This window comes from Acidobacteriota bacterium (genome assembly GCA_030949985.1).
Lineage (GTDB): Bacteria > Acidobacteriota > Polarisedimenticolia > J045 > J045 > JALTMS01.
The window spans coordinates 42,495-67,679 of record JAUZRX010000027.1 but is presented as its reverse complement, the minus strand read 5'-3'; the positions used below and the strand labels follow the sequence as shown (position 1 = coordinate 67,679).

The window sequence follows — 25,185 nt, the reverse complement described above, 5'->3', positions numbered from 1 at the left end:
GACGATGACTCTGCGTGTGAGTGACAGCCAGGCCCAGCAGGATTTCCTCCGCAACCTGCGCCGGGTGCGGGCGGACATGTTCGACGCCCTCGACCGCATGAACTCGGGTAAGCGGATTCGCTACGCTTCGGACGATCCCTATGCCTCCTCGGCGTTGATGCGCCTGCAGGAGGATGCCCAGTTGCTCGAGGCGCGGCGCCGGGGCATCTCTCAGAGCCGTGCATGGCTCGAACTGAGTGAGCAGGGTGTCAGCCAGATGGGAGACGTGCTCAACCGGGGCTTGACCTACGCGCTTCAGGCTTCTTCGGAGACCAACCAGCAGTCCGGCCTCGACGCGATCGCCGAGCAGGTGTCCGGGTTGATCAACCAGGTGCGTACCCTGGCGAACTACCGGGTCTCCGGGAATTACATCTTCTCGGGAACGATGACCGACCGCCCGCCCTACGACGATACCGGCGCCTACCAGGGGAACGATTCCGCGATCCGTATCCCCCTCGACGGTCAGAACCTCGAGATCAACTTCACGGCGGATGAACTCTTTGGGGTTTCGGGGGTTTCGGGCCCGCTCGAGCTGCTCGAACGATTCGAGGCGGCCCTCCAGGCCGGTGATACCGACGCCATCCAGGGCATGGTCGAGGAATTCCGGGATGCAGGCAAGCAGAACACCACTATCCTCGCGCGGATCGGAACCCGTCGACGGCTTCTGGAAGAGGCGGACATCAGGATTCAGAACAAGCAGCTCGAGATCTCCGAGCGGGCTGCGGAGTTGGGGTCGGCGGACATGGCCGAGGCCATCTCCGACGCGACGCGTCTGCAGACCGGCTACCAGGCGACCCTGGCGGCCGGCGCCCGGATCTTCGGCCCCTCCTTTTTCGACTACCTGAGCTGATGGTGTTGTGATGACGACCGTTTCCTGTACGCCGGAAAACACGCCCTCGCAAGCCGCGGGCCCTGCCCGCGGGGATGCGCCGGCGACGATCCGCTTTCCCGAGGCGTTGCCCGGTCTGGATGGGGCCGTGCTCTGGCAGCTGGTGGAGCACGAGGATGCCCGGCCCTTTCTCTGGCTGCGCTCCGAGGACCACCCGCCGCTCAACTTGCTCCTGATCGATCCGCGGATCGTCTGTCCCGGCTATGCCCCTGTCCTTCCACGCACGGACCGGGACAGAATCGGGCTCGCCGGTGGCGGCCGCCCCTTGATCCTGGCGATCGTGACCCTTGCGAAGAACAACGATGCGTTCGCCAACCTGCGGGCGCCGATCGTGATCAATCCCGACCGGATGCTGGGCGCCCAGGTGATTTTGGACGACGCCCGGTGGTCTTTTCGCGAGCCCATTCTGCCCCGACAGAATGGGGCTCCAGGGACAAGGAGGTCCCAGCCATGCTCGTGCTCAGCCGAAAAGTCGGCCAGTCGCTGATCATAGGAGAGGAGGTCCAGGTGAAGGTCGTCGATGTCCGGGGGCAGCACGTCCGGATCGGCATCGAGGCGCCGGATGGTGTTTCGATCGTCCGTGAAGAAATCCACCGCCAGGTGGCTGCGGCCAATATCGAGTCCGCGCGCGGCCAGGGCGTTCCCGAGGCCATCGCGGGACTCGCCTCCTTGCTCCGGCAGCAGGAAGATGTCGATGGCGGAGAAACTTCCGAGAACAGCCAAGAGGACTTGTGATGCCCATGACCACCCTGACCCCCGACCAGGTGGCTTCGAGGATCGGGGAACTGCCACCGATGCCGGCGGCGGCCTCGAAAGTTCTGAGGCTGCTCAACGAGAAGGAAACCACGGGGGAGGATTTGCGCAAGGTCATCGAGACCGATCCGGGTTTGACGACCTCTGTTCTCCGTCTGGTCAACTCCGCGCTTTTCAACCTCCCACAACGCATCACGACTCTTTCTCACGCGATCATGCTCCTCGGCTTCCTGCGTCTGCGCTCGCTGACGCTGGCCAGCGTGGTAGCGGGCCTCAAGGAGTTGATCCCTCCCGCCGCGGCCCAGGCGCGGGATGCCGTCTGGGAGCATTCGGTCAACGTCGCCGTGGCGGCGAGGGCCCTGTCGGTCAAGGCCAACCTGGCCTGGAGCGAGGAGGCCTTTGTCGCCGGCCTGCTGCACGACACCGGGAGCATGATCCTGCTGGTTTGCGAGCCCGACGCCTACGTCGCGATGCTGCAGTCCTGCGAGGGAGAACTGCCCGAGCCCGAGCAGGAGCGTGAGCGCCTGGGCCTGGATCATCAGCAGGTAGGCCGCTTGCTGCTCGGGAATTGGAATCTGGCTCCCCAACTGGTCGCCGCGGTCGGCGGGCACCATGGCGATGAGTTCGAGGAAAGCGAGCATGGCGCGCTGGTGGCGCTCGTGGCGCTGGCGGATCGCATGATGAGTCACGGGACCGCCCTGGAGGCTTGCGGGCTGGCGGCAACGCGTCTGGGGTTCGACACGGCTCAACTCGGGCAGCTGCGGGACGAAACGATGGAGACGGTCCACGAAGAGCGCGGAGAACTGCTGACCCTGTGAACTGTGCCCGGGGATGAGAAGGAAAAGGGGCGCCCGGGGGCGCCCCTTTTCGCCTGAGTCGATGCGGCGCTACTGGATGATGAATTCGACGAAGAGTACTTCCTTGACCGAGCCGGGAGGAAAGATCTGGGAGAACTCCCGGGTCAGCTCGCGCCGCAGGGATTCCTTGCCGAGGGGAGAGCTGACATCCTTGAACTGCTTGGATGAGAGGATGGAAAGCGTCTTGTCACGCAGGCGGGCCCGGAAGAGGTCATCGGACCGGATGCGGTCCCCCAGAGAGGGGTCGGTGACCACCACGCGGAGAGTCGCTTTCATGAACCGGTCACCCTTGGGATCGGCAAGATTGACCACGAAGGTGTCGAGAGTCGCGAGGTAGAACTGTTCCTCGGCCTTTGCGGGTGCGGCCCCCGTTTCAGACTCCGCCGCCGGGGTTTCACTGCCGCCCATCATGAACATCATTGCTGCACCACCGCCTCCGAGGACGACCAGTGCCGCCACCGCGATGATGATGATCAGGCCCATCTTGCCTTTTTTCGGCGTTTGTTCTTCCTGTTCCTTCTTCTCGTCTGCCATGATCCATGCTCCCTGGAGCCGAAGCCTATTTCGGCGGTTCGATCAACAACTCGACGCGACGGTTCTTGCGCCGACCTTCCTCGGTGTAGTTCTCGGTAATCGGCCGCGTGTCGCCAAAGGCGACCGCTTCGAGGTAAGCGCCTGGAACTCCCCGAGACTCGAGATATCGCACGACGGCGGAAGCACGCGCTCCGCTGAGTTCCCAGTTGCTGGGGTATATCTTGGACTTGATGGGCGCGTTGTCAGTGTGCCCCTCGATCCTGACTGAGGCGTTGGCGTTGAGGACCGTCTCGGCTACGTAGTCCAGGAAGAGCTTGGACTCGTCGGTCAGTTGCGCGCTTCCCGGCTTGAAGACCAGCTCGCCGTCGAGGCGCAACCGTACACCGTCGGCTTCCATTTCCGCGTTGGCCATTTGGTCGAGTTGTAGGCTCTCGAGCAGATCGACGATCTGCTCGTAAATCGTGGTGTTGCTCAACGACGGCGGGTTGAATTCCACGGTGACGACGGTGTCACCCGAGGGGATCTCGGTATAGCGCCTGTTCATCTGCACGCCGAATGCCTCGCGAATGTACCCGGCGACGATCTTGAAGCGCTCGGTTTCCATGGTGGAGAAGCTGAGTAGAAGAACGAAGAAACAGAGCAGGAGCGTCATCATGTCGCCGAAGGTCACGACCCATTCAGGGGCTCCTTCTTTGCATTCTTCCTGTTGCTGGGGGCACGACATGCGGGGGCTCCGGTTCAGGCGGCTTTCTTCTCGCCGTCCTTGCGCATCTTGGGATCGAGATAGGCGGCGAGCTTTTGTTCGACCGAGGCGGGGTGATCGCCCTCGACGATGGAGAGCACGCCCTGGACGACGACCAGGCGGGTGTTGACCTCCTCACGGCTGCGGTTCTTGAGCTTCTCGGCCAGGGGCTGGCAGAAGAGGTTGGCGATCAACGCGCCGTAGAGCGTGGTCAGGATCGCGACGGCCATGGACGGGCCGATAGTGCTGGGGTCTTCCATGGAGGCGAGCATCTGCACCAGGCCGATCAGCGTGCCGACCATGCCGAAGGCGGGTGCGGAGGAGGCCATGCCGTCGAGAATGTCGGCGCCGATCTTGTGCCGCTGCTGGAGGAAGGCGACCTCCGTTTCTAGCACCGTCCGGATCGCGGCGGGCTCCATGCCGTCCACCGCCAGGCGCACGGCCTTGGCCAGAAACGGGTCTTCGATTTCGACTTTCTCGAGAGAGAGCAGGCTCTCGCGCCGGGCCTTGCGGGACAGTTCGACGATGCTTTCGATCAGCGAGTCGATGGGGGTCACCTTGCCGAAGAAAGCGTTCTTCACCACGCCGATCGTGCCGAAAACGCGATTGAGAGAATTCTTGATGAAGGTCACCCCGAGGGTGCCGCCGACGACGATCAGGGCCGATTTGCTATCGATGAAAATCGTCGGGTCGTCGCCGATGACAATAGCGATCACGACCAGGGCAGTGCCGATCACCAGGCCGATGACTGTCGAGATGTCCACGCAACTCTCTCCCGGGCACGCAGGCCCCGCTACATCTCTTCTATCGGCCGCGGCCGGGAAAACTTCACCCGGAGGGGTCGGGAATCGTGATGTTCGTACCTCAGGTGTTCGGACGCGTTCGGCAAGCTCGCGGGTCCCGATCGGGACCGGTCGGCGGCGTTCAGTTCGTCCATCCGCGGCCGATAAGAAATGGCGAGAGGCCAAGATGGACTTTGTCGTAGGGCGCATTCCCCGGACCAACTCGTCCACCGAGAAGAACGTCACCCAAAGCCTGGGTATCGAGGCCCGCGTGCTCCACATGCGTGAGCCGCGGCGACGCAACCGGGACGCCGTCGAGGGCGAGGAGCGGCGCCGGGACCAGGGCACCGATCCGCCCGGCGCCAGGGTGCTGGTGGTACTGGTGCCCGAGGCCTACAAGCTGCCCGAGAATCTGGACAGCGGCGAGTACCGGGTCTTTCTCAGGTTCGTTCGCAAGTAGGCGGCCTGCCGGACCGCCCGCTCGAATTGCGGCCGAGATAGGGCATAATCAATGAAGCAAGCCGCGCTGGTGCCCTGCCGCAGCTTTCGCTTATTTTTCTCCATACGTGGGGGCGATCGGTTTCGACGGGGTGTGGAAAGCGCGGGTGGCACGCCGAGGTTTCCTGGCCCTCGTTAATCCCCGGGAAACGAAAATAGTCGCCAACAACGACTACGCTCTGGCTGCCTAAGAAGGCTGCCCGCCCCCTCCTCCCGGCTCGCGGGGGGGAATCGGGGCGTCAATTGACGCGAGCTGGCCAGAAGGTTGCCGGCCCAGCGGCCTTCGGTGAGAACAACGGGCTGGCGGTAGCGCAGCCTGCCCTTCGGCGGCGCCCACCGCGAGAACCCAAATGAAGCGGCTAAGCGTGTAGAAGCCCGACGTGGACCCTCCTCGGACGCGGGTTCGATTCCCGCCGCCTCCACCATTTGAAAAAAGACAACCCGTCTCTCCGCAGGTCTTCTCCGGGACGACGGGTTTTTTATTTCACCTTGTTTTCAAAGGGGTTACGTAAGCGGTCGAAAATCGGCGTTCTTCCCAGGTGCTTCGGACCCGGCTACAAGAGCCTCTGACTTTTCATCCGCCTACGGATGTTGAAATGAGGAGGCCAACGATGGCGAGTGAGCGTGCCCGGTGTGTCCGCCGTAGCGAGGACGAGTGGCGAGAAATTCCGGGAAACTTCGAGGCTTCGAAGCTGGGTGTCAGGGCCTTTTGCCGGCAGGAGCGAATCGGAGTGCCCAGCCTGCACCGCTGTCGTAAGCGTCTGGCCCCGGGCTCCACTGGCGCATGCGTCGAGCTGCGGCATCCAAACCCGGTAGCCGATCCTGGCGGCTGGGAATTGGACCTGGAACTGCCTGTGGCGGGCGTCTACGGTTGCGGGGTTGAGGGATGTTTCTCGCGGAACGCTCCCGGCGCATTCCGGGCGGTGGATGTCCAGGCGCTGGTGAAACGTCTAGCTGCACATAGCCGAAATCAGGGGCACGCACCCTGCGCTTGGTCGCGCAAGGTCGAACCCCAGCTACCGATTCGGCAGGTGTCTGCCTTGCCGCGAACCAGGTAGTAGGTGCCGAATCCGGTGTCGGGAACCGTGGGGTCTTGATAGGAAGTCCCGGGAACCCGCCAGGCCAGGCAGTCTGCGTCATCGAACGAAGCCGCCGCGAGCAATGCGTCCACAGGGCCCTGGAGAAGATCGTAGACATCGGCCACCGGGTCGGCTTCCCAGGCGAGGGTCTGTTTGTCGTCCGCCAGGACGAGGTTCGCGATCTCGCCGGGAAGGGGCCCGGGACCGGGGGGGCAGAAGAAGGCGTCCTGGCAATCGATCAGTCCGTCGCAATTGTCGTCGATGCCGTCGATGCAACTCTCCACTTGAGTTGGATAAACAGCCGCGCTATCGTCGTTACAGTCGCCGCCCCAGCGGCCGAAGCCGTCGCCGTCGCAGTCCGATTCATGAACGAAAAAGAATGTGGCGCCGACATCGATCTCGCCCGGAAGGTCCACGTATGGCGCCCCGGCGACGATGTCGTCAACGCCGTCCCCATTGATGTCTCCGCAGGAATCGACGCTCGTTCCCAGCTTGTCGCCTTCGATCGCTTCGCGGTCGAAAAGGGCGCGCACCATGGAACATCGAGCGGTCGAGAACACGGCCACCATGCCGACGCGAGCCTTGCCGTTGTGGTAAGAATGGGGCGCCCCGGCGGCGAGATCCGCGGTGCCGTCTTCGTCCAGGTCACCGACCATGGTGATGGCTTCCCCCAGCTTGCCGCTCGCCAGCCCGGGTGTGGCTTCCCCGCGGCAGAGGAGGCTGCCGTCCGCGCCTGAGAAGAAAAGTACGGCGCCCCGGCCGCCGTTCCAGCCCGGAGCCCCGGAGGCGATCTCCGCTGTGCCGTCGCCATCCATGTCCGGTACCGCCGCGACCGACTGTCCGAGATTGGCTTGATTTTCCGGCCGGGGATCGGTCATCGACCGGATGTAGGCCCCGTCGGCCCCCGAAAAAAGCGCTACGCTGCCGGCGCTGTTCCGGTTGGAGACCACGGTGCCCCACGCGCCGGCAATGATCTCGGGGACGCCATCACCTGTCATGTCGGGAGCTGCCGCGACGGCGGAACCGAGATTGCCGTTGGTCTGGCCTTCGGGCAGCTCGAGTTGCATGTGAAGTACGCACCCGCCGCCGTCGAAACTGAATACGTCGATGCGCCCGGCGTCATTGACGTCTGCGACGTCGGTCTGGATGGCCCCGGCGAGAATCTCGGGGAAACCATCGCCGTTGAGGTCGGGAATGGATGCGAGAGAGAAGCCCAGTCGGCCGGCGGTGACATCCTCGCAGCGGGCGAGCTCACGGCAATCCGAACCGGAGTAGAGAAAGACCGTGCCTGACCCGTACGGCCTGCCGACCGCCAAGTCAGGGGTGCCGTCACCATCGATGTCGCCGAGCCCGGCCACGGCGCCACCGAAGTCGGAAGTACCGGTGGGATCGATGATACGGCACCACAAGGAACGATCGGCTCCCGACACGACCATCACGGAGTCCCGAGAACCCGTAATCGGGATGCGTGTCGCCCCGATGGCGATATCCGGCACACCGTCACCGGTCACGTCCGACAGGCCGGCTACGGCCCTGCCGGCGCCGTCGCCGTCCTGTCGCCCGGGATCGAGCCACTTGATCCGGGATTCAGCCTTGGCGAACCCCTCGTCCGTGGCTCCATTGCAGTCGTTGTCGACGAGGTCGCACCTTTCTTCGACACCCGGATGAATCGCGGGGTCGGCGTCATGGCAGTCGCCGCAGGGTAGGGTGGGTGTGCAGCCGTCCACCGTGCAGTCGGCGTAGAAGTCGCGATCGCCGTCCGGGCACGCCGAGCCGGCTTGGGCATGTGGGAAGCCGACTCCCGCCAGCAGCAGGCAAAAGACCGTGCGGAGACGGGGTCGCGGAGAGGGCGGTACGGACAAGGGAAAACGGCGGAACGGAACGGAGGAAGAGAGCATCTCATCTCCTCTCGGGCAGGTGAAGAGATTCTGCGAAGCTCGGGGCGCCCACTATTGTCTCATACGTCGAAAACCGCCGGTCGGCAGTTCTTCTGCATGCAAAAGACCCTGTCGAAGAGTTGCTAGCGGTCGTAGAGGTGGTGATGAAAAATGTCGCTGGCGCCCTGGTAGAAGGCAATCGTGTCGCCTACCAGCGCGCGGTCGGCGGGGAGGGCCGTTCGGCGGTCCACAGGGTCGTGGAGCGGATGGTCGACCACGTCGATTCGTTGCTTGGGCGAGAGGTAGGCCAGCCTGCCGTCGCGGTACAGACCGAGCCTCTGGTAGTTGCCGATCAGGGCGCGTCCCTGATCGGGCGGCATGCGCAGAATGTTCTTGCCAAAGAAGCGACTCTCGTAGGGCACGCCGAGGATGCCGAGCAGGGTGGGGGCGATGTCGATCTGGGAGGCCAGGGTATCGATCTTCCGCGGCTCGATATACCTCGGTGCGTAAATGAAAAGAGGGATGTGGTAGCGAAACAGGGGAAGGGCCGAGCGGCCGGCGCTGCCCGCGCAGTGATCCGCCACGATCACAAAAACCGTGTCAGCGAACCAGGGGTGTGACCGCGATTCGGCCAGCAGCAGGTGTAAGGCGTAGTCGGCGTACTTGACCGCTCCCGCCCGGCCGGTTCCGGGGGGGATGTCGATGCGCCCCTTCGGATAGGTGTAAGGGCGGTGATTCGACGTGGTCATGACCTGAAAGAAGAAGGGCTTTCCCTGCTCGAAATCGCGGTCTGCCTCGAAAATCGTACGGCGGAAGAGATCCTCGTCGGCCATACCCCAGGCATTCTCGAAACTGATCTCCTCGGACGGTACGCTCGAAATATCCACGACGCCGTAACCGTTGCGGGAGAAGAAAGTGTTCATGTTGTCGAAATAGCCGCGTCCGCCGTAGAGGAACTTGGTGTCGTAGCCCATGTTCTGGAAGACGCTGCCCAGGCAGAACAGGCCGGCGTTCGCCGGACGTTTGAGCAGGGACCGGCCGGGCGTGGGTGGCACGGATAGGGTGATCGACTCGAGTCCGCGGGCCGTTCGAGTGCCAGTAGCATAGAAATTGGTGAAGACGAGCGATCGCTCCGCCAGCTCGTCGAGGTAGGGGGTGATGCCCTGCTCATTACCGAAGAAGCCCAGGTACTTGGCGCTGAGGCTCTCTACCGCAACGAGGATGACGTTGAGCCTCCGGCCGCCGTCCGGGCGGCCCCGGAATCGACGTCGCAGGTCAAGGGGTGCGCTTCCTATGAATTCAACGTCGGGCTCTTCGACGAGATGCCGAAGTCGTGAGGCTGTTTCGGCATCCGGCTGCGTCACATAGAAGGTTCTGTAGTCGAGTTCGTTGGCGGCGAAAGCGTGGAAGAACTGGTAGATCCCGTTGACGGCCAATTCGTTTTCGTACCGATTGGCCGAGATTTCATGCAAAGATTGCCCGATGGTGAGGTAGGAGACCGCGGGCAAGCACAAAATGCCAACTCCGATGGCCACGCGCCTCGGAAAGGGTTCATCGGCACGCGCTGCGCGTTGGACAGCTCCGCGGATCAGCAGGGCTGCAAGCAGGGTGGCCAGCGCGATGCCTTCAAGGAACAGGCCCACCGGATAGGACTGGGTGATGTTGTCCGTCACTTCTCTTCGGTAGACCAGGTAGTCGACGGAAATGAAGTTGAAACGCACTCCGAACTCTTCCCAAAAGAGCCACTCTGCGACTTGGGTGAAGAGCAGGCCATAGGCGTAGGCGAGGAAGAAAGCGTAGATCAGCCAGCGATGGAGGGGGCTGCGAAACAACCGTTGAGGGATGAAAACCAGGTAGAGTACGAAGGGGATGGCGCAGTAACTATTCAGTGCCAGGTCATAGACCAGTCCGACAGCGAAAATAGCCACCAGGTCCAGGGGGGCCGGTTGGATCTCGCTCCAACTCTGAAGGAGCAGACCGAGTCGGGTGAGTGTGAAAATGACGAGATTGAAGAGCACGGCGATGGTAACGAGATGAAAACGGCTCCGCTCAAGCCACCGGCTGATGCCCGGTGCAGGCGCAGCGGTCCTGGATTGCCGCATGTTCGGAGAACTCCTCCGCGACATTATGCATCAACTGCGCGCCCGTTGCACCAGGGTGCAGGGAGTCGGTCAGGGTCCGCCGTCGTGGCCCGGGACTGTCGGGGAAGAGGGGGGACGAGCGTAGTAGCGGCAGGCTATCCGGCCCCGCCGGTGGCATCGCTGGCGGCCCAGGCCTCGGCGTCCTTCCGGATCAACTCCCACACCTGTTCGGTCAGGCCAAGGGCCTGGCGCGCGGTGTCCAGGGTCGCTGGGGAAGAACTGTCGATGGTGGCATGAGCGAGCAGGCCCGAGTCATCCTTGGCTCCGCTGCCTGGCTGGGGAGCCAGGGCGAAATGCAAATCCCGGCTGAGATCTTCGGCCAGGCAGACCGTGGCGGCGAGGGGATGGGGGTAGCCCTCGATTTGAACCTGGTGGTGGGCGCCGACCACCATGGCGTACTCCGCGGGAAGCCCCCACAGCTCCACCATCCGGGCACCTGCTTTCGCATGGGCCCCGTCTATGGCCGGCCAGATGGCCGTCAGGTCCGGAGCCTGCCGGTCGCGACCCGCGTCGCCGAGAACCAGCAGGATCCCGGCAAATCCCACGTCGTGGAGCAGGCCGCAGAGGAAGGCCTGCTCTTCTCCCATGGGGGTGTACATCGAGATGATGCGGGAGATGTGCGCGGTGGCGCGGGCATGGTGGCGCAGGCGTTCCATGGCGCCGGTGTACGTGTCGGAACGGAAGACTCGCAGGTCCATTGCCGCCTGGAGCACCACCTGCTGGAGCTTTCTCAGTCCGATCAGGACGAGCGCGGCCCGCATGCTGTCGACCTGCCGCGAGCGGCTGTAGAAAGCCGACCGGGCCAGCGAGAGGATTTCGCCGGCAAGCATCGCGTCGCGTTCCAGCAGGGCTTCGACGGCCGAGAACTCCACGTCGGGATTCTGCGAGAGCGCCAGCAGTTCCGTTGCGACGGAGGGCAGGCGGGGTGGAGAATAGTTTGGCGATTCAAAGGTCCGGGCCAGCCGCGCGGTAAGCTCCGCCTCGCTGATCAGGCTCAAATCCGACATGTCCAGCGTGTGCTCGCCAAGACCGTAGTCGGCATCCGTTTTCTTGCGGCCGAGGTGTTCGGACACAACGCCTCCCGGAATGCTGCCCCCTCCCGGCTTATCGACCGGCGGGGCCGGGGCTTGAGACGAGACCGGGATCCGGTCGGCGGTCATGCGGCCCTTTGGGTGGTCCCTATGAAGAGGATGCGTCACCGCGGCGGGAGGTGAAACCCGCTATCCACTGCTCCTTGATGACATAGAGGGTGGGAATGTAGACCAGTGTGAGGATCGTGCCGGCCAGCAGACCTCCGATCGCGACCACGGCCAGGGGTGAGAGGCGTTCGAGGCCGATCGCCCACTCCGCGGCGATCGGAACCATGCCGACGATGGTGGTCACCGCGGTCATCAGGATCGGGCGGGTGCGGACGCGAATGGCCATGTGGACCGCTTCTTCCAGGCCATGGCCCTGCCGGCGGTAGAGCCGAATGAAGTCGACCAGGAGAATCGCGTTGTTGACGATCACGCCGGTGAGGAGAATGAAGCCCATGAACGCCGGCATGCAGCCGTGACGATCGGCGATCAGCAAGGCCCAGATACCACCGATGGCGGCAAAGGGAATCGAGAGCATGATCACCACCGGATCCAGGAACGAGCGGAAGATCACCACGAAGGTGAGGTAGAGGAAGAGCAGGGAAAGGGCGAGCGCCTTACCGAGCCTGCCGAAGGATTCGTTCATTTGCCGCATCTCGCCCTGTTCCCTCAGCGAGAAACCGGCGGGTAGTTCGAGTCCCTCCAGCGCCGCTCGTCGCTGGCTGTCGAGAAAGCTGACGGGCGCTCTCGCCCTGAGGCCATGGATGTTGACGGTGTAAGCCAGACCCTCCCGGGTGATGGTCGAGGGTACGAAGTTCTTTTCGATGCGCGCCAGGCTGCGCAGGGGAACTTGCGCGCCGCCGGGAGCCTGGATCGGCAGAGAGAGGAGTCTTGCCATATTCTCCCGGGTCAGGGGGTCGATTCTCAGCCGAATGCGCAGGCCGTCCTGGTTGAACACGCGCAACGATCCCGCCGGGACGCCCCGGGCGGCCAGCGCGACCTGGTAGGAGACGTCGACCGGGGTCAGTCCCTGTTGGGCGCAAGCGTCGCGATCGAAGATCAGGTGATACTCGGCGCGATCGACACTCCAGGTCGGATCGACCGATGTGAATCCCGGTCGTTCTCGGAGCCGCCGCGTGACCTCTGCGGCCAGCCGGGCCAGCTCGCGGAAGTCATCGCCACGGATCTGTACGTCGACCGTCGAGGCGATGCTCGAAAGCGGTGTCGCACCGAATTCGGTCACCTCGACGCTCTTGACTCCCGGCAAGGACAGGACGGCTCTTCGCAGTTCATCTTCCACCGCCCAGATCGATCGGGCCCGGTGAAACCGGTCGACCAGGTTGATCGTGATGTCGATTTGCTGTGCACTGCGCCCACGGCCGAAGGAAACCAGGGACGGCTCGGCACCGATGTAGGCCAGGTGGGAAATCAGGCCTTCTTGCCGGGCGACGATCCCTTCGATTTTTCGCAGCAGCTTCTCGCTGCGGGCGATGGAGTAGTCCGTTTCTGTTTCCACGTGGAGCATGACGATGCCGGTGTCCATCGGCGGCATCAGGTCGCGACCGATGATCTTCATCAAGCCCAGGGAGAGGGGCAGAAGGATGACGATGAGCCCCAGGAAAACGATGCGATGCCGGTTGACCGTTGCGAACGCCGCGGAGAAGAAATCGCGGGACCGGTCGACGAACACCGACTGGAAGCGGCGGGCCAGGGCGTTGATGAAGGCGAGTATAGGGTTCTCCCGGCGGTCGGAGTTACGGATGATCCAGGGTGCGATCAGGGGAATGATGGTCACGGAGACTACGAAGGACGAGGTCAGGGCGATGGCGAGCACGGTCGTCAGGGGTTGCATCACTTTCTGGACGTAGCCGCCGAGCAGCATGATGGGGACCAGCACGATGACCGTGGAGAACGTGCCGGAAAAGTCGGCCTGGAGTATTTCCCTGGTCGCCTGCCGGGCCACCACGCGCAGATCGCCCCCCTTCTCCTCGTAGTGCCGCTCGATGTTTTCGAGGACGACGATCGCGTCGTCGACCAGCATGCCGACCGCGAGAATCACGCCGGTCATGGTGACGATGTTGAACTCCATGCCCAGCAGCAACATCGCGGAGAACGTCAGAAAGTAGGTGAAGGGAATCGAAATTCCCGTGATCAGCGCTGAACGGGCGTCGGCGATCATCAGGAAGATCACCACGATCGTAAAGAGGATCGCGTCACGCAGCGAGCCCTTGAGATTCGCGATCGACTGGTCGATGATCCGTGATTGGGAATCCGCGACTTGCAGTGAGAGTTGGGGAAAGCGCGTGGCCAGGGCCGGAAGGGCTTCGTCGACCGCCTTGATCGTGGCGGCCGTGTTCGCCTTTTCATGGCGCAGAATATGGATTGCCACCGTCGCCTTGCCGTTGAAATGAAAGACCGACGTGGCGTCGGAGGTCGAGGAGCGGACCGTGGCGACATCGCGCAAGCGGACCACACGGCCTCCGAAGGTGATGGGAAGTTCTTCGAGTTGGCGATGGTTTTCGACCGCGCCACGGGTCTTGATCACGATCTGGGTGTCCTCGTTGATGAGGAATCCATCGGGGACGTCGCGATTGCCTTCGCGCAGCGCGTCCAGCAGGGCCGAAAAGGGCAGGCCGAGAGCGGCCATGCGGCCGGGGTCCACCTGGATCGAGATCTCGCGCCTCGAGCCGCCGAAGACCTCCACGCCGGATACTTCCGGGATATTCAGCAGGGCGTCTTTCAACTCGTTGTCGGCGATCTGTCGCACCAGGGCCAGGTCGAGACCCGCATCGGTGGCCGGGCCCACGGCCAGGGTCATGACGGGTACGGTGAAATCTCCGATCTTGAAAAGCTGGGGTTCGAGGACATCGTCGGGAAGTTGGGCGCGGACCTGGTCGACGGCGGCCATCACGTCCGTGACGGCTTCCTGAATGGGCTTGTCGTACTCGAACTCGACGGTGATGGCGCCGAACTCGTCCTTGCTCACAGAGGTGACGCGTCGCACGCCGCTGACCGTATGGCAGGCGCGCTCGAGGGGGCGGACCACGTAGGCGGCCACGTCTACCGAGGAGGCGCCGGGCTGGGAGACCAGCAGGGCGACCGTGGGACGTTGAACCGGGGGGAAGAGGTCGACCTTGATCGCCCCGGCACCGTAGATCCCCAGCACCAGGGTCAGCAGAGAAAACACGGCGACCAGGTGGGGGTGCTGGAAAACCCGGTCGATCAGGCCTGGTCGCTCGACTCTAGCCATGGGTCTTGACCTTGCCGGCAACCGGTGGATTGTGAACGGAGACCTTCGCCCCGTCGGTCAGGCGCAGCAGCAGGGACTCGCTGCCGCGGACGACGACGTCACCGGCGCGGATGTCACCGGCCACAGCGGCCCGGTGTTCGGTGGCGGCGAGGACGCGCACCGGAACGAGACGCACCACCCCATGGTCGAGCACGTGCAGGCGGGCGGTGGTGGGGCCCTCGACCACCGCGTCGAGGGGCACGACCAGGGCGTCCGCCAAGCAAGCGGTCTCGAGGAGGACGGTCACCGCGGATCCGGTCGGCAGGTCGAAGGGCGGCGTGGGCAGCGATACCTCGACCGTGCCGGCTCCTCCTCGGGCGGCGGGATGGATCCGGCTGATCTTCGCTTCGATCGTCGATCCGCCATGCAGGATCCGGGCGCGTGACCCCACGGCGAGGAAGGCCAAATCGTCGGCGGCCACGGTCACGACGATCTTGCAGGGCGTCGTGCTCTCCAGTTCGAGGAGAGGGGCCCCGGGGGCCACCACGTCGCCCACGCTCCCGTGGACCCGGGAGACCGTGCCGGTGAAGGGCGCCTTGATCGTGAACTGTTCGAGTTGGGCCACCAGGCCCGCCACCTCGCTCTTGCGTGTCGCGAGCTGGGCCCGGGCTTCCTGCCAGCGGTTTTCCGAAAGCTCGGCGACCTGGGCCGCGATCGCCCGGTTTTCGAGGAGCATCCTGTCGCGGCGGTAGATGCGCTCGAGATTGGCCACCGCCTGCTCGAGAGCCGCGATGGAGTGCTCGAGTTGACTCAACGCCGTGGTTCGCGCGGCCCGGTCGCCCGTGGGGAGTCCAGGAGTCCCGTCGAGTTCCGCGAGGGTCTGGCCGGCACGCACCGGGGTCCCTTCCCGCGCGGCGATCACTGTGATCTGGCCCGCGGTCCGGGCCCGGAGAATCGCACGCTGATCGGTGGCCACCACGCCATAGGCGGTGCGTTCGGCGATGAACAGCTCTTGCCGGACTCGCGCCGTGGTGACGGGAATCTCGGAGACTATCGCCGGTCGTTGGGAGTGGAGCTGCTGGTAGCGATGACGTGCGAGCCAGGCGCCGGCACCGGCGGCGACCGCGAGCAGGAACAGGAGCAGCCAGCGGGTCTTCACGGTATTTCCCCCTCGATGGTGGTGCGCAGGTCGTCAGCGGCCACGATCAGGTCGTTACGCGCTTGCAACAGGTTGGATTCGGCACCTCGGAGCCGGGCGCGCGCGGCGAGCAGGTCGTCGATGTTCCCTCGACCGCTGTCGTACTTGAGCTGTTCGAGACGCGCGACTTCGCGGGCCAGCTCGAGGGCTGCGCGGTGGGCTCCCAGTGCGGCCCGGGCGGTGCGAAGAGCGGCCAACGCGGACCGGACCTCGGCCCGGATGCGCCCCTCGAGGTCCCGAGTGTTCAGGGCGGCCGCCCGGGCCAGGTGTTCGCGGCGCTCGGCCAGGTGTCGCCGGCGTCCCATGTCGCTCAGCGGAATCGAGGCCGTCGCGGCCACCGTCCAGTAGGTGTCGTTGAACGAGTATCCGGCGGCATGAACCCCATGAAGTCGGGCGTCGAGCTGAACCTGTGGCCGACGCGCAGCCCGAGCGACCTGGGCTTCGGCCTGGCGCTCCTGCTCGAGGTGCCGCGCCTGTCGGAGGTCGCTGCGGCGGGTCAGGGCGATGGCGATCAGCGCTTCCTCGTTCTCCAGGGAGCCGAGTTCCGGCGCCGGGATCGCCGCGACCACGTAACCGCCTGCCGGGGGCCGCTCTTCTCCGAGCAGGGCGGCCAGGCGGGCGTCGAGGCTTGCGCGCCGTCCCCGCAGGTCTGCCAGGCGTGCTTGCGCCTCCTGGATCCTGACCTGGGCCTTGAGAGAGTCCACGTGGGCCAGCCGTCCGGCCTGTTCGCCCAGCCGGATATGCTCCAGCAGGGAGGCGAGGGCCTGTTTCTCCTGCTCCCAGGCCACGATCTGTCCGTCCAGGGAGAGTAGTCCCGCGTAGGTCGCCAGCACCTGGTGACGCAGGGAGGCGGTCGCTCGCAGCAGTCCCGCCCGCGCCGCCGCCGCACCCTGTTGCGCGGCCCGGGTGGCGCTCGCGAGGGCGCCTCCGCTGTAGAGCGGCAGGTGGTATCCCACACTCCAGGATCCGTAGGCGTCGTCGAAGGGCATGTTCTCCGGCCCGGAAGCGAGCAGGTCACGGGTCATCGGCCGGATCAGCATGTCGTCGCTCTGACGCTGGAAGGCGGCCTGCGCACTGACTTCGCCCATGCGGCGGCGCTTTTCGGCCTGCTCGCCGCTGGAGCGGGAACGCGCCGTGGCTTCGAGGGCTCCGAGGGCGGGGTGATGCGCCAACGCGCGGGCCAGGGCCTGATCAAGCGTCAACACCGCCTCGGCGGCGTTCGAAAGGCTGGCCGGCGTGATGGCAAGAGTGGCCCCGGCCAGGGCCGCCAGAAGCCGCCTCATGACAGCACGCCCCGCAGAAGGACATCGAGCACGGCCTCGCCTTGCGAGGCGATCGGGGGCCGCTGTTGGACGAGGATGTGCCGAATGGTCAGGGCTTGAACGGCTCCCATCAAGACCAGGGCCGCGGCGTCCGGATGGAGGTCTTCCCGGACTTCACCTCGCTCCCGGGCCAGGGTGAGATAGGCGCGGAGACGGCCGAGCTGCTCACCGAGTAAAGCTTCCATTTCAGCCCGGATCTTGTCATCGCGGTTGTAGGCGGAATCCGAGAGGAAGAGGATCGTCACCCCATCCACCTGGTCGAGAAAGGCCAGCAGGCTGAACAGGAATTGCCGGAGAAAGACCTCGGGAGGGTCGGCCGGGTCGCAGCCTTCGTAGAAGGAGCTGAAACGGTCTCTCGTTCGTCGCACCAGGTGAATCACCAGGTCCTGCTTGTTGCGAAAATGGCGGTACATGGCGGGTTCCGTAAACCCCATCCGCTCGGCGACCCTCTTCATGGTCAGGGCGGCGATACCGTCCTCGATCAGCAGGGCCATGGCCTGGTCCAGGATCTCTGCGCGTCGCTGGTCCCCCATGGGGTGCTCCTTGAAGTTAGTTAGTGATAACCAACTTAGCGTCCCGCCTCGCGCCTGTCAAGGCGGGGCGCCGAAGACCCCGTCTCGATGGCCAATAAAGGACCGGAAAAATCCGTATTTATTCATGAATAAACCGTTGATTAGCTCTTCGGCAGGATCCTACGTTGTCCTAAACAGCCAAGAACAGACTGTGAGGAGAGGGCCGACGTGAGGAGACCAGGCAAGCGGTGGCACGTTCCCCTGTGGGCGCTGCTGATCGTTGCGACAGCACCGGGTTGGATACCGCCTGGCGGTGCCAGCCTGGCCGGCCCGGAACCGGAGTCCGGCCAAGCCCCATCGCCGGCCCTGGTCTGGCCCTTGCCCCCGGCCCAGCCACGGATTCGTTTCGTTCGCACCCTGCAAGGCTCGGAAGACTACCGCAAACCCCGTTCCCGCTTACGGCGCCTGTTGATAGGGCCCCAGAGAAAGCGGGGCGTCAGCCTGCGCAAGCCCTACGGTGTGACCGTCGACAAGCAAGGACGGATCTACGTCACCGACACGGGCAACGGCCGGATCGTGGTCTTCGACGAAGCCGCTCAGAAGGTGCGGCACCTGAAAATCGACCCCCGAGTGCGCCTCATCACTCCGATAGGGATTGCCGTCGACGACCGACAGCGAGTGTACGTTTCGGATGCCAAGCTGGACCAGGTTTTCCGCATCGCTCCCGGCGGAGCGGTGGAATGGGCCATCGGCCCCGTGGAGGGATTAAGAAACCCGACGGGCATCGCCCTCGATGCCGGTCGCTCCCGCCTCTACGTCGCCGACTCTCACCTGCACCGGATATTCGTCTACGACGCGGAAACCGGTCGTCACCTGGAGACCTGGGGCCACCGGGGCAACAGCGACGGCGCGTTCAATTTCCCCACCAACTTGACCCTCGACGCCCTGGGAAACCTGTGGGTCGTCGATACCGGCAATTTTCGTGTCCAGCAGTTTTCTCCCGCGGGTCGACATCTTCAGACAGTCGGGGGCCTCGGTGATGCTCCCGGCAGCTTCACCCGTCCCAAGGGTATCGCTATCGACCCCGAAGGACACGTCTACGTGGTCGATGCCGCTTTCAACAACTTCCAGGTCTTCAACGGCCAGGGCCGGCTCCTGCTGGCCGTCGGCACTCTGGGCCGAAGCGCAGGAAGCTTCTGGTTACCGGCAGGCATGCACATCGATGCCAAGGGCCGCATCTACGTCGTCGATCAGGTCAATCGACGCGTGCAGGTATTCGAATATTTGCCGCAGAGGGGCGCGGACCGGCCCCGGCAAGCAGCCATGGTGGAAATCCAGCCGACAAGTTCCGGCTCCGAGAGGGAAGGTGAGGAGCCGGATTCCAACCGTGATTCGTCATGAAAGCAGGGAAGGAGACACATCCATGAAACGCATCATGCTTCCTCTCGCCTTGATCTCTCTCGTCCTCGTCGCCGGTGTCACGTGGGTCGGGGCCCAGTCGAGCGTCGTGGATACGAAGCACAACCTTTCGTCCACCGCGGGTGCCGACCAGATCACCGACAAGTCCACCAACGAGGACCAGATCTGCGTCTTCTGTCATACGCCGCACCAGGCGAGTCCGGCGGCTCCGCTGTGGAACCACACCCAGTCTTCCACGGCGTCCTACGGGGTCTACACGTCGTCGACACTCGACGCCAGCGACGTGACCGATATCGGCGGCGGCACGGATGTCTCGAATCTTTGCATGAGCTGCCACGATGGCACGGTGGGGGTCAACGACCTTGGCAACCCGGCCAACGACACCGGCGCCAATCCCACCATGGGTTCGGGAACGGAACTCGACGCCTCCGGTCGCATTCAGTCCGGCCGTCCGACCAACATGGGTACGAGCCTGAGCGACGACCATCCCGTCAATTTCACCTATGACGCCGCCCTGGCCACCGCGGACGGTGAACTCGCCACACCGGATTCCACGTCCTACGTGGACGCCGCCCACACTGTTCCCCTTTTCGGCGGCAAGGTTCAATGCGCCAGTTGTCACGACCCCCATGACAACACCAATGAGCCGTTTCTCACCAAGTCCAACGCGGGCAGCCAACTCTGCTCGACGTGTCACGTGAAGTAGGGATGGTGGGCGAGGTGAAGTCGGGATCTCCGTGCAGTCCGGGAACAACTCCCTCTGTTCCCGGACTCCCGGGGGGGGTCCTCCTGTTATTCAGCCTTGCTCTTTTTACCTTGGGGCAGCATGGGCCCTGCCTGGCCCAGGTCGACGACGAGCCCGACAACATCAACTTCTTCGACATCAGCGGCTCGGCGGATTGGGAGTTGTATCGCAGCGCCAGCACTTCGGCCGCGACCTCGGCCTCTTCCAGGGCATTTCGTCAGAAATACTCCCTCGACTTGGCCGGGTCGATCTGGGACTATCGTTTCGCCCGTTACAATCTCGGTCTGGACATGTTTCGCACGGACCGCAGCGCGACCTCCGGCGCCGAGGATTCCGACACACTGGGCTACCGTGCGGCGGTGACCTTCTTTCCCGCCCGTTCCTTTCCGCTCAGGCTGCACGCCCGAAAATCCACTACCGACGTGGCGGCGCTGTCCCTGGCCAGCAGCGACCGCCAGACGGCTTCCTGGGGAGCCGAGTGGTCGCTCAACCTGCGTGGTGATCAGAACATCCGGGCCCAGTACGACCGCTCTTCCTACGACCTGACGTCCCCGGTTTCCCTGGCCGAACGCAGGCGCCACACCCTGCTCGAGTACCGCAACCGGGGAAGGAACAACGACTTCACCGTGCGGTACAGCGGAAGCCGGCAGGAGGAGCTCTTGTTGGGATCCCTCTTCGATCGCAAGGACTTCTCTCTCAGTGAACGCAGGCGCTTCTCGGACGACTCCACCCTCATCACTACTGTTTTCCACACCCTGTCGGACGCCCGCTTTTCGACGGGGCAAACCGACAGCCTGACGATTCAACGCGTCAGCACCGTCTATGACCATCCCCGCCGGGATCGCTTCGGGTGGAACGTCAGCTACGACTACAGCAGTAACGACGGCCGTTTCGTCGACTCGACGAGTCACCACCTTCGTTTCGCAACGAGGGTGCGTGCGGGAACGCACTGGGAGATTACCAACCAGCTCAGTGGCGGGCGGCTCGATACCCGCACGAGGGACGGTGAGCGGGGTGAGGATCTTCTCGGCGGTGGCCTGGGGGCGCGCTTCCACGGCCGGGTGGGAGGCGCCTCGGTGAGTGGATCGGTAGGGATCGGCGTGACCAAGACCCGCTTTGGCGACGGGGAAGAGCGCCGTTTGAGCCATTTCAACCTGGGGGGCGATTTTCGGCTGCCCCTGGGCGCCGCGATGGACTTCTTCGCCGAGGCGAGTTACAGCAACGACGAGAACGACGTCACCGGCGTGGGCTACTCCCTCGACGAGGTCCGGGCCACTGTGGGCCTCGAGGGGGGAATACGGCGCGGACTCCGGGGCCGGGCGGCGGTATTTTACGTGGACCGTAATCGGGACACCTTCGATTTCGGACTCCAGAACAGCCGGGAAACCGGCCTCGAGGCCTCCCTGTCGGGCCATCGAGGGGGACTGACGGTGACCTACAGCCAGCGGGATGGAGTCTCGGATTTCATCCCCGACCCGGCGGGCGGGTCGCCCTTTCTCCCGGGGAACGACCTGGTCAACAGGGCGGATGTGCTGGTCGTGGGCGGACATTGCAGGCTGCGTTCGCGCTTGAGTCTGCGGCTGCAGGCACGGGTGGAGGACCGGACCTTTTCGAGCATCGGTGATGAGCGGATCGTAAGCTGGCACCCGGAGGTCGAGTGGAGTTACGCGGTCTGGCGCTTTTCCGCCGGCTATGCCCACTACTCCCGGGACAACAGCACGAGCTTCTCGGACGACACGTGGCTGATTCGCATTTCGCGGCGCTTCTCTTGAGGGTGACGACAGAGATGCTTCGTCCGGTATGGAGACGGGTCGAGATTACGCGCGGGTCGCGGCCTGTCGCAATGGCCTTGCTGCTGGTGACGGTCGCCCTGGCGGCCACGTCCTGCCACCACGCTCCCATCGCGACTCCGGAGCGAATCGTCTGGCCTCCGCCCCCCGCTCCGCCGCGGATCGAGTACTTGCAGGAAATCCGTACGCCGCGGGATCTCGGCCTGGGCGGCAGCGCGATGCGCCGTTTTCTGGGTTGGATGTTGCACGGTCGTCAACGACATGGACTGGCCCGGCCGCTGGCCGTGGCGATCGACGGCGAGCGGTTGGTGGTGGCCGATCCCGACGCCCGCAGCCTTCATATCTTCGATCGGGGCAAGCGCCGCTATAGACGTCTACTCGCCGGTGGCAAGGTTCCGCTGATCTCGCCGGTGGCAGTGGCCCTCGACGGTGACGGATGGCTCTTCGCGTCCGATTCGGCGGCGGGGAGAGTGCTGGTTTTCGACGCCCGGACGGGACGCTTCGTGCGGGACCTGGCCCCGGATGCCGAATTCGAACGGCCCACGGGGCTGGCCTTCGATCGTCATGGAGAGCGATTGCTGGTGGTCGATACCCTCGCCCACCGTGTGCTGGCCTTCGACCGGCGGGGGCGCCGTGTCATGACCCTGGGAGGTCGGGGTACCGGCGAGGGAGAATTCAACTTTCCCGCATCGGTCACCGTGGGACCGGGAGGCCGGATCTATGTCGCCGACGTGTTGAACTTCCGCGTGCAGGTCTTCACGGCGGAAGGCGCGTTCATTCGCGCCATCGGTCACGCCGGCCGGGGGCCGGGCGCCTTCGACAAGATCAAAGGTCTTGCGGTTGACAGCGCCGGGCACCTCTACGTGGTCGACGCCCTCCAGGATGTGATCCAGGTCTTCGACGAGGATGGAAGGCTGCTGACTGGTTTCAGCCGTGGCGGATCCGGTGCGGGAGAGGTGTGGCTGCCCGCCGGGATCTGCATCGACCAGGGAGACCGGATCTACGTCGCGGATTCCGCCAATCACCGTTTGCAAGTGTTTCGTTTCATCGGCTCCGAGGGGGATGGGGCATGATAGGTTGGCGCCCTTCGGTCATCGCTGCTTGCGTCTTGCTGACAACGACTCTCGTGCCGGCCGGCGATATCGCGTCGAGCAAGCACAATCTCTCGGTCACCGGCCCGGGATCGATCACGGCGGATACCGAGGACCGCATCTGCATCTTCTGCCATACTCCGCACAACGCCAATCCAGCGGTGCCACTGTGGAACCATCAAACTTCCACGGCGGGCTACAGCACCTACACGAGCACCACTCTCGATGCGTCGACGCCGATCGGCAACCCGGACGGCAGTTCCAAGCTCTGTCTGAGCTGTCATGACGGCACGGTGGCTTTGGGGCAGACGGTGAACAACGGATTGATCGCGCTGAGCGGAGCGGGCGCGGGCGGAAAGATGCCGGCAGGGAACTCGAACCTGGGGGTCGATCTCACTGACGATCACCCGGTCTCCTTCCAGCGTAGCGGCGCGAGCACGGACGTGACGGATCCTCCCGGAGGCGACGCGGTGGAACTCGACTCCGCCGGGAAGATCCAGTGCACTGCTTGTCACGACGCCCACAGCGAAGACAACGACCCGGTGACCCGCAAATTCCTCGTCAAGCAGAACCGGGCGTCCGCCCTCTGCCTGACCTGCCACCAGCCCGACTACTGGTCGACAAACCCATCGGCACACCAGTCTTCTGCGGCGAGCTATACGTCCCTGGACGGCGCTCACACCGGCTACTCGACGGTTGCCGACAACGGCTGCGAATCGTGTCACCGGCCCCATTCCGGGAACGAACCCCAGCGGCTGCTGAAGGAAGTCGAAGAACAGACCTGCGCCGCATGCCACGATGGATCGGTGGCGGCGGTGGACATCGTCTCGGAGTTCTCGAAGGCGGCTTCCCATCCGACGTTTTCCACGACGCCTTCCGTGCACGATGCCTCTGAGGAGCCGAACGACCCTTCCTATCCCCTGCCGGAGATTTCCCCGGGCGCCAGCCGGCACGCGGAATGCCAGGACTGCCACAATCCCCACGCGAGTTTCGACCAGGCCGCTTCGACGCCGGGCGGGGTGACCGGCGCCCTGAGCGGCGTCTGGGGCATCGATTCCGCCGGGGCCAAGGTCGATCCGGCCCAATACGAGTACGAAATCTGCTACAAGTGCCACGCTGACAGTGCGAACAAGCCACAGGAATCGGGCCTTCCCAACCCGCCCTACTCGGCGCGACAGATCGTGCAGTTCAACGTGCGGCTGGAATTCGACCCCGGAAATCCCTCCCACCATGCGGTCGAGGCGGCGGGCGCGAACGCGGACGTTCCGAGCCTGTTGCCGGGATGGACAACCAGCAGCATCTTGCGCTGCACCGATTGCCACAACAACGAGAGCGGCCCGGGGGCGGGGGGCGGCGGCCCCAATGGGCCCCATGGCTCGATCTACCACCCGATCCTGGAGCGGCGACTCGACCGCGGAATCAACAACACGGGCACCAACTTCGACGCCATGTACGCGATGTGCTTCAAGTGCCACGATCGGGCGAGCATCATGGGCGACAACAGCTTCAAGGAGCACCGCAAGCATATTGACGGTGAAAACACTTCGTGTCTCGTCTGTCACGATCCCCATGGTGTTTCCGCCACCCAGGGCAACGCGACGAACAATTCACACCTGATCAATTTCGATACGGACTATGTGACGCCTTCTTCCTCCGGAATCCTGCGTTTCGAAGACCAGGGAACATTCAAGGGGCGTTGTTATCTCACCTGTCACGGCAAGAACCACAACCCCAAGGGCTACTGAGGAGTCGTCTGATGCCGAGTCGACGACAATCGTTCTTTTCGAATCTCGTGTTGCTCGCCGCCGGCGTGGCGTTGACGAGCGCGGGCTTCTTTCCGGTCGTGGGCCAGGAGTGCGTCGATTGTCATGACGACAAGAACGAGGGCAAGGTAGTGCATGCCGCCGTCAGGGATTTCGGCTGTGACAGCTGCCACACGGGTGATGCCGAAGAGCACGACATCGGCCTGGTGGCTGATGAAATCACCGAACTCTGCCTGGCCTGCCATGACGACCCGACCGATGGCATGGACTTCCCCCACGAGGCCCTGGAAATGGGCAGTTGCATCGACTGCCACGACCCGCACACGTCGAACCAGCCGCGCCTGCTGCTCGAGCCGGTCAACGCATTGTGCACCGCGTGCCACGAGGATCAGGGCGTGGACCTGAACCTGCCGGTCGGCCATGCGCCGCTGACAGTCGATGGTTGCACGGCTTGCCACATGCCCCACGGAGGCCATGCGCCGGCCCTCCTGAGGGCTCCGGCAAACGCCCTGTGCGAGGCGTGCCATGTACCGACCGCGGGAGCGACCAGCGCGCCGGAGGCGGTCTTCGCCGGCCACGAGTTGCCCGGGCAGCTTCTCGAGCAGGCGCCGCGGGTGCCGCTCTCCGCCGAGGGCCGCGATCATCCCGTACTCAAGCACCCGGTCGGCGGTGGCGATGACCCCCGTCGGGAGGGTCGTCCCTTCGGTTGTACGAGTTGCCACCGGCCCCATGGATCGAGCCACCGGAAACTGCTTGTCGCCGCATCGAGCTGGGTGCTCTGCATCCAGTGCCATCGCTAGCTGCCCGCTGCCGGGGTCTTTTTGGTGCGGGGAGACTCGGTCGATCGAC

Annotated in this window: 21 protein-coding genes and 1 other RNA gene; 12 read left to right on the top strand and 10 right to left on the bottom strand. The window is 64.3% G+C overall.

The window, feature by feature from the left end:
• Positions 1-4: 4 nt before the first annotated feature.
• Genes Q9Q40_08520 through Q9Q40_08505 form a run of 4 tightly spaced genes read left to right on the top strand, consistent with a single transcriptional unit; the run spans position 5 to position 2,499 of the window.
• Positions 5-889 (top strand): hypothetical protein, encoded by an 885-nt coding sequence (locus Q9Q40_08520; GenBank protein MDQ7007262.1) that lies wholly within the window; start codon positions 5-7, stop codon positions 887-889.
• Between the two features lie 10 nt (positions 890-899).
• On the top strand, positions 900-1,415 hold the full coding sequence (locus Q9Q40_08515; GenBank protein MDQ7007261.1) for a flagellar assembly protein FliW: 516 nt from the start codon (positions 900-902) through the stop codon (positions 1,413-1,415).
• A gap of 20 nt (positions 1,416-1,435) precedes the next feature.
• A complete protein-coding gene (locus Q9Q40_08510; protein MDQ7007260.1) occupies positions 1,436-1,663 on the top strand; it encodes a carbon storage regulator in 228 nt (75 codons plus the stop codon).
• Positions 1,663-2,499 (top strand): HDOD domain-containing protein, encoded by an 837-nt coding sequence (locus Q9Q40_08505; protein ID MDQ7007259.1) that lies wholly within the window; start codon positions 1,663-1,665, stop codon positions 2,497-2,499. Before Q9Q40_08510 ends, Q9Q40_08505 begins: the two co-directional genes overlap by 1 nt.
• A gap of 69 nt (positions 2,500-2,568) precedes the next feature.
• Here Q9Q40_08505 and Q9Q40_08500 read toward each other — a convergent pair whose 3' ends face one another.
• The 3 genes from Q9Q40_08500 to Q9Q40_08490 are packed head-to-tail and all read right to left on the bottom strand — an operon-like array spanning position 2,569 to position 4,578.
• A complete protein-coding gene (locus Q9Q40_08500) occupies positions 2,569-3,072 on the bottom strand; it encodes a flagellar basal body-associated FliL family protein (protein MDQ7007258.1) in 504 nt (167 codons plus the stop codon).
• A gap of 25 nt (positions 3,073-3,097) precedes the next feature.
• Positions 3,098-3,796 carry a flagellar motor protein MotB gene (locus tag Q9Q40_08495; protein MDQ7007257.1) on the bottom strand — a complete coding sequence of 233 codons (699 nt, stop codon included), beginning with the start codon at positions 3,794-3,796 and terminating at the stop codon, positions 3,098-3,100.
• A gap of 14 nt (positions 3,797-3,810) precedes the next feature.
• Positions 3,811-4,578: a MotA/TolQ/ExbB proton channel family protein gene (locus Q9Q40_08490; protein ID MDQ7007256.1), complete on the bottom strand. Its 768-nt coding sequence runs from the start codon at positions 4,576-4,578 to the stop codon at positions 3,811-3,813.
• 205 nt (positions 4,579-4,783) lie between these two features.
• Here Q9Q40_08490 and Q9Q40_08485 point away from each other — a divergent pair, with 205 nt between their 5' ends.
• Together Q9Q40_08485 and ssrA are read left to right on the top strand one after the other, a co-directional pair.
• Positions 4,784-5,056, top strand: coding sequence for a hypothetical protein (locus Q9Q40_08485; GenBank protein ID MDQ7007255.1), 273 nt, complete (start codon positions 4,784-4,786; stop codon positions 5,054-5,056).
• Between the two features lie 108 nt (positions 5,057-5,164).
• Positions 5,165-5,519: a transfer-messenger RNA gene (gene ssrA / locus Q9Q40_08480) on the top strand.
• A 545-nt stretch (positions 5,520-6,064) separates the two neighbouring features.
• Here the strand turns inward: ssrA and Q9Q40_08475 are convergent.
• The 7 genes from Q9Q40_08475 to Q9Q40_08445 all read right to left on the bottom strand — a co-directional run bounded on the left by Q9Q40_08475 (position 6,065) and on the right by Q9Q40_08445 (position 17,549).
• Entirely contained in the window at positions 6,065-8,071 is a 2,007-nt protein-coding gene (locus Q9Q40_08475; protein ID MDQ7007254.1) for a MopE-related protein, read from the bottom strand.
• 122 nt (positions 8,072-8,193) lie between these two features.
• The gene (locus Q9Q40_08470; GenBank protein MDQ7007253.1) at positions 8,194-10,152 is read right to left on the bottom strand and encodes a sulfatase-like hydrolase/transferase; all 1,959 of its coding nucleotides are present in this window, start codon (positions 10,150-10,152) and stop codon (positions 8,194-8,196) included.
• A 134-nt stretch (positions 10,153-10,286) separates the two neighbouring features.
• Positions 10,287-11,264, bottom strand: a complete 978-nt coding sequence (locus tag Q9Q40_08465; GenBank protein ID MDQ7007252.1) for an HDOD domain-containing protein — start codon at positions 11,262-11,264, stop codon at positions 10,287-10,289.
• A gap of 106 nt (positions 11,265-11,370) precedes the next feature.
• Positions 11,371-14,517, bottom strand: coding sequence for an efflux RND transporter permease subunit (locus tag Q9Q40_08460; protein MDQ7007251.1), 3,147 nt, complete (start codon positions 14,515-14,517; stop codon positions 11,371-11,373).
• On the bottom strand, positions 14,510-15,655 hold the full coding sequence (locus Q9Q40_08455; GenBank protein MDQ7007250.1) for an efflux RND transporter periplasmic adaptor subunit: 1,146 nt from the start codon (positions 15,653-15,655) through the stop codon (positions 14,510-14,512). The genes Q9Q40_08460 and Q9Q40_08455 overlap by 8 nt, the downstream gene beginning before the upstream one ends.
• Entirely contained in the window at positions 15,652-16,977 is a 1,326-nt protein-coding gene (locus Q9Q40_08450; GenBank protein MDQ7007249.1) for a TolC family protein, read from the bottom strand. Before Q9Q40_08450 ends, Q9Q40_08455 begins: the two co-directional genes overlap by 4 nt.
• Positions 16,974-17,549, bottom strand: coding sequence for a TetR/AcrR family transcriptional regulator (locus tag Q9Q40_08445; protein ID MDQ7007248.1), 576 nt, complete (start codon positions 17,547-17,549; stop codon positions 16,974-16,976). The genes Q9Q40_08450 and Q9Q40_08445 overlap by 4 nt, the downstream gene beginning before the upstream one ends.
• Before the next feature lie 207 nt (positions 17,550-17,756).
• On the opposite strand from Q9Q40_08445, the gene Q9Q40_08440 reads away from it, so the two are divergent.
• From Q9Q40_08440 to Q9Q40_08415, 6 genes are all read left to right on the top strand, one after another.
• Positions 17,757-18,929, top strand: a complete 1,173-nt coding sequence (locus tag Q9Q40_08440; GenBank protein ID MDQ7007247.1) for an SMP-30/gluconolactonase/LRE family protein — start codon at positions 17,757-17,759, stop codon at positions 18,927-18,929.
• A gap of 22 nt (positions 18,930-18,951) precedes the next feature.
• Positions 18,952-19,653 (top strand): cytochrome c3 family protein, encoded by a 702-nt coding sequence (locus tag Q9Q40_08435; protein MDQ7007246.1) that lies wholly within the window; start codon positions 18,952-18,954, stop codon positions 19,651-19,653.
• A gap of 110 nt (positions 19,654-19,763) precedes the next feature.
• A complete protein-coding gene (locus tag Q9Q40_08430) occupies positions 19,764-21,464 on the top strand; it encodes a hypothetical protein (protein ID MDQ7007245.1) in 1,701 nt (566 codons plus the stop codon).
• Positions 21,465-21,478: 14 nt separating this feature from the next.
• Positions 21,479-22,555: a 6-bladed beta-propeller gene (locus tag Q9Q40_08425; GenBank protein MDQ7007244.1), complete on the top strand. Its 1,077-nt coding sequence runs from the start codon at positions 21,479-21,481 to the stop codon at positions 22,553-22,555.
• On the top strand, positions 22,552-24,318 hold the full coding sequence (locus Q9Q40_08420) for a cytochrome c3 family protein (protein ID MDQ7007243.1): 1,767 nt from the start codon (positions 22,552-22,554) through the stop codon (positions 24,316-24,318). The genes Q9Q40_08425 and Q9Q40_08420 overlap by 4 nt, the downstream gene beginning before the upstream one ends.
• Positions 24,319-24,329: 11 nt before the next feature.
• The gene (locus Q9Q40_08415) at positions 24,330-25,136 is read left to right on the top strand and encodes a cytochrome c3 family protein (protein MDQ7007242.1); all 807 of its coding nucleotides are present in this window, start codon (positions 24,330-24,332) and stop codon (positions 25,134-25,136) included.
• The last annotated feature ends 49 nt before the right edge of the window (positions 25,137-25,185 follow it).